The sequence below is a fragment of the Aquimarina sp. EL_43 genome, assembly GCF_943422735.1.
Classification (GTDB): Bacteria; Bacteroidota; Bacteroidia; order Flavobacteriales; family Flavobacteriaceae; genus Aquimarina; species Aquimarina megaterium.
Genome location: NZ_CALSBR010000002.1, coordinates 1 through 6,932 on the forward strand (window position 1 = coordinate 1; position 6,932 = coordinate 6,932).

A 6,932-nucleotide genomic window follows, 5' to 3' on the forward strand; every position below is an offset into this window, starting at 1 on the left:
GAATTAACATCCGCCTTAGAACAATATAGAATCGATGAACTTGCAGCAGCCAACCAAACCGATGAAATACTGGTAAAAGAACTCACAGCAGATGAAGAAAAAGCTGCTATCAAGTTCTTAAAGTCTAAAGATTTATTAAGTAAAACCAATGATCTAATTGGTCAATCTGGTGTAATAGGAGAAGAAACCAACCGCTTATTAATGTACCTGATCTTTACCAGTAGAAAAACTAACAATCCTCTACATTGCATAAGTTTAGGAAGTTCGGGAGTTGGTAAAACACACCTACAATCTAAAGTTGCAGAACTTATACCCGACGAAGATAAAGTAGAAATTACGGTACTCTCTGCCAATGCTTTTTACTACTTTAACCGTACAGAACTACGTAACAAACTAATCTTAATAGAGGATTTAGATGGTGCAGAATCTGTACTCTACCCTTTACGGGAACTACAATCTAAAAAACGGATTACCAAAACGGTGGTCCATAAAGACAAAAAAGGAACTACCAAAACCATACACCTAACCGTAGAAGGCCCTATATCTGTTGCAGGTTGTACTACGCAAGAAAGTGTTTATGAAGATAACAGTAACCGAAGCTTCTTACTCTATATCGATGAATCGGAGGAACAGGATAAAAAGATTATGCAGTACCAACGTTTACTATCGGCAGGTAAAGTAAATAATGATGATGAATTTATAGCAGCCAGATTTTTACGTGATGTACAACGAATGCTTAAACCTATAAAAGTTATTAACCCTTTTGCAGAATACTTAGAGTTACCACAATCCGTTTTTAAACCACGTAGAACAAACGCTCACTATCTACAGTTTATAGAAGCTGTTACCTTTTACTGCCAGTGGCAACGACCCAAAAAGTATGATGAGCAAACAGGAGAAGAATATATAGAAACCACCATCGAAGATATTAAAGCTGCTAACCAATTAATCATAGAGGTTCTCTTGCGTAAAAGCGATGAAATCACAGGGGCTTGCCGTAATTACTTAGAGGAACTCAAGAAATATTTACACACTAATAATCAAACTACTTTTACAGCCTTAGAAATCCGTAGGCGTTTAAAAGTAAAGAAAACGACCCAATGGCGGTATCATAAACAACTGATCGAGAGTTACTACATCAAAAAGCAGAAAAAGAAAAAAGGTGAAACTGTGATACGTTACCAAATCACTAACCCTAATGAATATAAAGAACTGGAACAACAGATTACCAAAGCATTACAAGAATGCGTATTAAAAATAAATAGTCTCTCGGACTCCGACCGTTCCGGTGTTCCAGAGTGTTCCACTCCTAAAATGGAACAGGTAACTAAAACAAAGAGAGCAAGTTAAACTGCTTTTTACAGCTCGTTCCGCAAAATCCTAAAAAACACATACCGTATGAAAAAAAGTAAGCTACAAAATGCTAGCTATAGCACCCTATTGACCAATTTTAGCGACTGGTTAGATATCTTGGGCTATAGTGATGCGATGCAAAAAAACTATCCTGCACAGCTCTGTGAGTTCTTCTACTGGTTAGAAGGGCAAGAGATTACCCATATCAATTATATCAAGGATCATCACATTAGAAACTACTATAATCATTTAAAACAACGCCCCAATAAAACCAGAGGTGGTGCATTAAGCAATACCTATCTCAATAACCATTTACAATCCTTACACAAGTTTAGAGAATACTTAAAAAAACATAATGCAAAACCCTTTAATCTACCCATTAAAAGAGAAAAGGAAACTATAGTAGAAAAGCTAAATGTACTGTCACCAGAAGAAATCAAAGACTTATTTATGGCAACAGGATACAGTAATCCATTACCAAGGTTTAGAGCAAGACAAAAAGCATTATTAGTCTGTTTGTACAGTTGTGGTATGCGTAGAAATGAAGTGCTGAACTTAGAAATATCGGATATCCTTTTTGATAAAGAACGGATCTATGTTAGAAAAGGTAAAAACTATAAAGAACGCTTTATCCCAATTAATCTACACAACCTGCAAATACTGGAAGATTATATCTATGACACAAGAATGAACTTTAAAAAATCCAGTGAAAGTAACTATGTTTTTATTACCGAACATAGCAGCAAAATGAGCGGTGGTACATTAGAAACCGATCTAAAACAAATCATTAAAGCTACAGAAGATAGAAGCTTAATCGAAAGAAATATTACACCACACGCCTTACGTCACAGTATTGCCACCCACTTTTTACAAGCAGGTATGAAAATCGAGGATATACAACAGTTTTTAGGGCATAGTAGCTTAGAAAGTACACAAATCTATACACATATTTTAAAACACAACTAATGAATTATACCGAATATTTACACCACGAAAATTATAGTACTACTACTATAGTGCACTATACAAATAGAATTACAGAGTTTACAAAGTGGCTTAAAAAACATAAGGTTACAGCAAGTGAGATTGATTACAAAACCTGTATGAAATACATCAAATACCTACAGCAAAAAAAGATCAAACCCCAAACCATCAATAATCACCTGGTAGCCATTAGAAATTACTTTGACTACCTGATAGAGCGAGCAGAGCGAAGCGAAAACCCATTAGAAGATGTATCTGTAAAAGGTACAGTAAAAAAGATGTTGCACAATCTTTTAGAGCCAGACGAACTCGAAGATTTATACTACAGTTATGAAACCGAGAAGTTTAACAGGAACGCTAACGGCTTTGCTAGATATGCAGCAAAACGTAATAAAATTATTGTTGGGTTAATCGTATATCAAGGCTTAAACGCTACCCATCTAAAAAGCCTGAACTTAGAAGGTCTACAACTAAAAAAAGGTAAAATCTATGTTCCTGCAACCCGTAGGAGCAATGCCAGAGAAATAGAGTTAAAACCTTGGCAAATCATTGATTTTATCGAATACCTAGACCAAACCCGACCACAAATAGCCAAAAACAATGATCTGCACAATCAAGAATTATTAATCCCACAAAAGTGTTTTAATGATCTGCTACGAGTAGGGATTTTAAAAAGGTTAAAAAAGATCAATCATAAAGTCATTAATGTAAATCAGTTACGAGCCTCTGTGATCTGTAATTGGTTAGGTCAATACAATATCCGTAAAGTTCAATATCTGGCAGGACATAAACACATCGGTTCTACAGAATCTTATAAACAAAACAATCTTGAAAGTTTACACGAAGCTATTAACCAGTTCCATCCAATACATTAAACTACAAAAACCCATCCTTATGAAAATAGAACTTATCATCACCGACAAAGAAGAATTAAATTATTTACAAAGTTCCTTAGCCGCAGCAATACATCAACTGACCCTATCAGACAAAAGCCATGAAGATAGTATTTACTGGTTATCACAAATCTTACTTTTATCTTACAAGTAGTATAATAGCCAAGTGACTCCCTACGGTCGGCATATTATTATGGGCGCAGACAAAAAAGTCTTTGCCCATAAGCTGTTATAAGGTGTTCCTTCGTCACGCCGCAAGCTATTTTTTGTTATTCCACAAGTGCAGAAAAAAACACTTGTTCCATACCGTTACAACTTCCTCGCCTTCGGTCGTCAGTCTCCACTACAAACAAATAGCCTTGCTCTGTTCCTCTATCACCCGCAGCTCTCTTTTTGCTTAAAAACAATAAGGTACGCTAACGCTGAATAGTAAATTAAGCAAAACCGCTGCTTCATGGGCTACGCCGCTTGGTCGCAACCTAGCCGATTATTTATGTGGAAGTTTATATTTTGATAAATAAGAACACATAAAAATCGTCTGGCGCATCCCTTCGTTACACTCCCGGTCTACGTCGGTTGCTCCTCTCCGCTATGGCTACGCCTTTGTTTTTGCGTGCAACGCAGCTTCGTTCAATCGCCACTAGGCTATGATCAATCTTGAAGCTGAAGCACTACGCTTGCAGCCTTTGCGCACTCCAACTTCAAGATTAATCGATCTTACTCATACGGAAAAAGCGAGATGAAACACCTCGCTTTATTGTTGCGCAACGTGAGTAGGATTAAAAATCAAATCACGTATGACTGTAAATATAAGTAAACGCTTCTAAAGCGGAATAACAGCGAGGGCAAATGCTGCCGGGTTCTTCCGCTTTAGAAGTGGTAGGCATAGTGCCGATTGAACGACCGCGTAACCTTCCGTGCGCGGCTATTTTATATAAACCCTGTTATAGCCCCTGACGACAGGAAGTGAGGGTATAATAAGGATTATGTAAAGATAGCTTTGATTATGCGGCTGGCTTTAGAAGTTATATTGCACAAATACAGAATCCTGTAATGTGGGTATACTCTAAATTATTATTTTAGCATAGCAGAGAGATAGATGACCGATAGAACGTTCTTATTTTTTGCTTTTGAGCAGGTATCCATACAAAAAAAGGGTATACCGTTAATTTTTTTGCGTAAACCAAGACCATTTAGGAAATATCAGACTCTCCTATAAAGATGCCGATAAAGACGGTACAATCACTACTTCTGAGATTGTACAAGAGAAAAATTATTACCCCTTTGGATTGCAACATGAAGGGTATAATTTTGACGTGAATGGTGCTAAAAATGACCACCATACGTATAATGGAAAGGAACACTCCAAAGACTTAGGATTAAATCTATATGAAATGGAATGGAGACAATATGATCCTACAATAGGTAGATTTTTATTTCTATGATCCACTTGCAGAAGAAAGAGCCTTTTCAACTAGATTTAACTCCTTACAACTTTGCTTGGAACAACCCTATCATGTATAATGACCCTTCGGGATTATGTCCAGAGTGTCCAAATGCTAGTGATTTTAATGTTGGTGACACCCATGATATTAATGGAGTTACTTATGTAGTAGATAATGATGGGCAATGGGCAAGAGAAGGTGGATCATTAGGAGAAGTTATAATAAATTCTGGAGATAACACAGAATCTACAAGAAATAGAATTGATCTAAATGCACCCTATGGAGGAAAAATTTCTCGTTCTATAGGAGAATTAAGCGGTTGGGATAAGTTTTCTGCGGAAGCGCAAGAAAATATGCCTTGGCTTTTTGGTAGAAGGAAATCCGATGATGGCAGGTTTTTTGTTGATCCTAGTGGTAATAGTATAGGTAAACTCCTATGGGTGCACCCATTAATTTACCTTTTGGACCAGGGAGTGGCAAAAAAGCAAGTAGTTTAGTAGTTAAGTTTACTAATGAACAAAAAATGGCATGGTGGACTACTTCTAGTAAACCTGGAATTTCAGCAGCAAAAGCAGCTGAGAAAATGGGAGGTGCATTAGTGAAAAAATTTAAAAATTCAGTAGATACAGGTGCTAGAAGTGGTGAACATGGAAGAGCATTTATAAAAGCAGGTCAAGAGTTAATTAGACAAGCTAATAATAAGAACGCAGGTCATTTACCCGATATGGTAAAAGCTTTAAAAACTGCTGGGCAAAGATTAATTGAAAAAGGTAAAAGTATAAATCATAAAATGTGATGACAATTAATAAAGAGTTAAATGATATGATTATCAATTTATCACTAATAGATAATGATCAATTAAAAGAGCTTGAAATTCTAAAAATATTAAAAATTTTGGATTCTTATGAATTAGACGATTTTTATAAATATTACTTGAAGGGATACCTATGGTATAATATGCCTTTTGAAAATACAAATAGAGATAAGGAAGTTGAACATAACTTAAAAGAATCAATAAGTAAAAAACCTGAATATCTATTTTCTAAAGCTTATTTAGCTTACTATTATTATGATAATAAATATTATAAAAAAGTAATAGATCTCTTGAATTTTTTAGATTTTTCTTTTTTTGAAGAAAGGAATCAATTATGGCAAAGTTTAAAACTTCAGGAGTTATTAGCTATGTCTAAATTACAATTATCGGAATCTGTTAGTAAAGATATGTCAGACGATATAGTAGGATTGATTTATTCATATTTACATGTGCCAGAGGAAGAAGTTGCAGTGCCTAGAGAATTAGTAAATGTAATTATTGAGAATAAATCTAAAAAGGGCATTTTGAGTATAAAAACAACAACATTATTATTGATTAACTCTAAGGCTTACAAAGATTATTTTGATAATGATGTTAGATTAGAATTAACTTCCTCACTACGCGAAGAGTGATTAAACAAAAACCCTCGCTGCGCAAAGTCTCCTGACTTAGCGGGATGAGTTATAAATGATAGAAACCAGTTACAGAAATGTAGCTGGTTTTTTTATTGCAGTACGTTTTGTAATTTGGTTTGTTTTATGAATGCATCAAGCATAGCAAAGACATGTTCCTTGTCTTTTGGTTTCATCTTGGTAACTTCTTGTATGCGCTCAATCATTTTTTTATCGAGTTCCAAATCGGTATGCCCAACAAGCCAGTCAAGAGAGACATTTAAAAGTTCAGCCATTTTAGCAGCAGCTTCGATAGAGGGCTTCATCTCATCACGTTCATAACGGCCAATAGCTGGCCCTTTTGTACCCAACTCTTTAGCCAGTTCTTCTTGGCTTATTCCTTTGTTCTTGCGTGCTTGTAATAATCGTGAACCGAAACTCATACTATCTAAATAAATCGTTTTTTACTACTTATTCACAAAGTTACAGAACGTAAACGTTCAATACAAATCAAAATAATTTTGTTAATTAAATCGTATCCGTTACCTTTGAAACGTATTTGTTCTATAAAACTTTTTTAGGCTATGTTAGACACGACCAACCCACATAACTATCATTATATCACCAAACACTTACAAATCCACATCTTAGGCGGTATTAAGCTCAATAATCTAGATCGTATGCGAGTTACTATGAGTATTTGTAAACCAAAAGTCACAATATCTTGCGTCATAGTATCGATCTGTATAATGATAATATGGTAGAGAAATTTGTACGAAAGATTGCAGAACGTATCGAGATAGGTACAAGTATCGCCCGTAAAACCCTGCAA

The 6,932-nt window shown here is 35.4% G+C and carries 8 protein-coding genes; 7 read left to right on the plus strand and 1 reads right to left on the minus strand.

The annotated features are described in order from the left end of the window. The 7 genes from NNL09_RS26125 to NNL09_RS26155 form a co-directional block, all read left to right on the plus strand. On the plus strand, positions 1-1,350 hold a 1,350-nt coding region (locus NNL09_RS26125), incomplete at its 5' end, for a hypothetical protein (RefSeq protein ID WP_254514338.1). Between the two features lie 48 nt (positions 1,351-1,398). After that, the gene (locus NNL09_RS26130) at positions 1,399-2,319 is read left to right on the plus strand and encodes a tyrosine-type recombinase/integrase (RefSeq protein WP_196912060.1); all 921 of its coding nucleotides are present in this window, start codon (positions 1,399-1,401) and stop codon (positions 2,317-2,319) included. Then, entirely contained in the window at positions 2,319-3,212 is an 894-nt protein-coding gene (locus NNL09_RS26135) for a site-specific integrase (RefSeq protein ID WP_196912061.1), read from the plus strand. Before NNL09_RS26130 ends, NNL09_RS26135 begins: the two co-directional genes overlap by 1 nt. Before the next feature lie 19 nt (positions 3,213-3,231). Then, positions 3,232-3,384: a hypothetical protein gene (locus NNL09_RS26140; protein ID WP_196912062.1), complete on the plus strand. Its 153-nt coding sequence runs from the start codon at positions 3,232-3,234 to the stop codon at positions 3,382-3,384. A 1,287-nt stretch (positions 3,385-4,671) separates the two neighbouring features. Continuing rightward, on the plus strand, positions 4,672-5,172 hold the full coding sequence (locus NNL09_RS26145; protein ID WP_254514340.1) for a hypothetical protein: 501 nt from the start codon (positions 4,672-4,674) through the stop codon (positions 5,170-5,172). Positions 5,173-5,198: 26 nt separating this feature from the next. Beyond that, positions 5,199-5,471, plus strand: coding sequence for a hypothetical protein (locus NNL09_RS26150; protein ID WP_254514342.1), 273 nt, complete (start codon positions 5,199-5,201; stop codon positions 5,469-5,471). Next, a complete protein-coding gene (locus NNL09_RS26155; protein ID WP_196912057.1) occupies positions 5,471-6,121 on the plus strand; it encodes a hypothetical protein in 651 nt (216 codons plus the stop codon). Before NNL09_RS26150 ends, NNL09_RS26155 begins: the two co-directional genes overlap by 1 nt. Before the next feature lie 92 nt (positions 6,122-6,213). On the opposite strand, the gene NNL09_RS26160 is transcribed toward NNL09_RS26155, so the two are convergent. Beyond that, on the minus strand, positions 6,214-6,543 hold the full coding sequence (locus NNL09_RS26160) for a helix-turn-helix domain-containing protein (RefSeq protein WP_196912058.1): 330 nt from the start codon (positions 6,541-6,543) through the stop codon (positions 6,214-6,216). Positions 6,544-6,932: the final 389 nt, after the last annotated feature.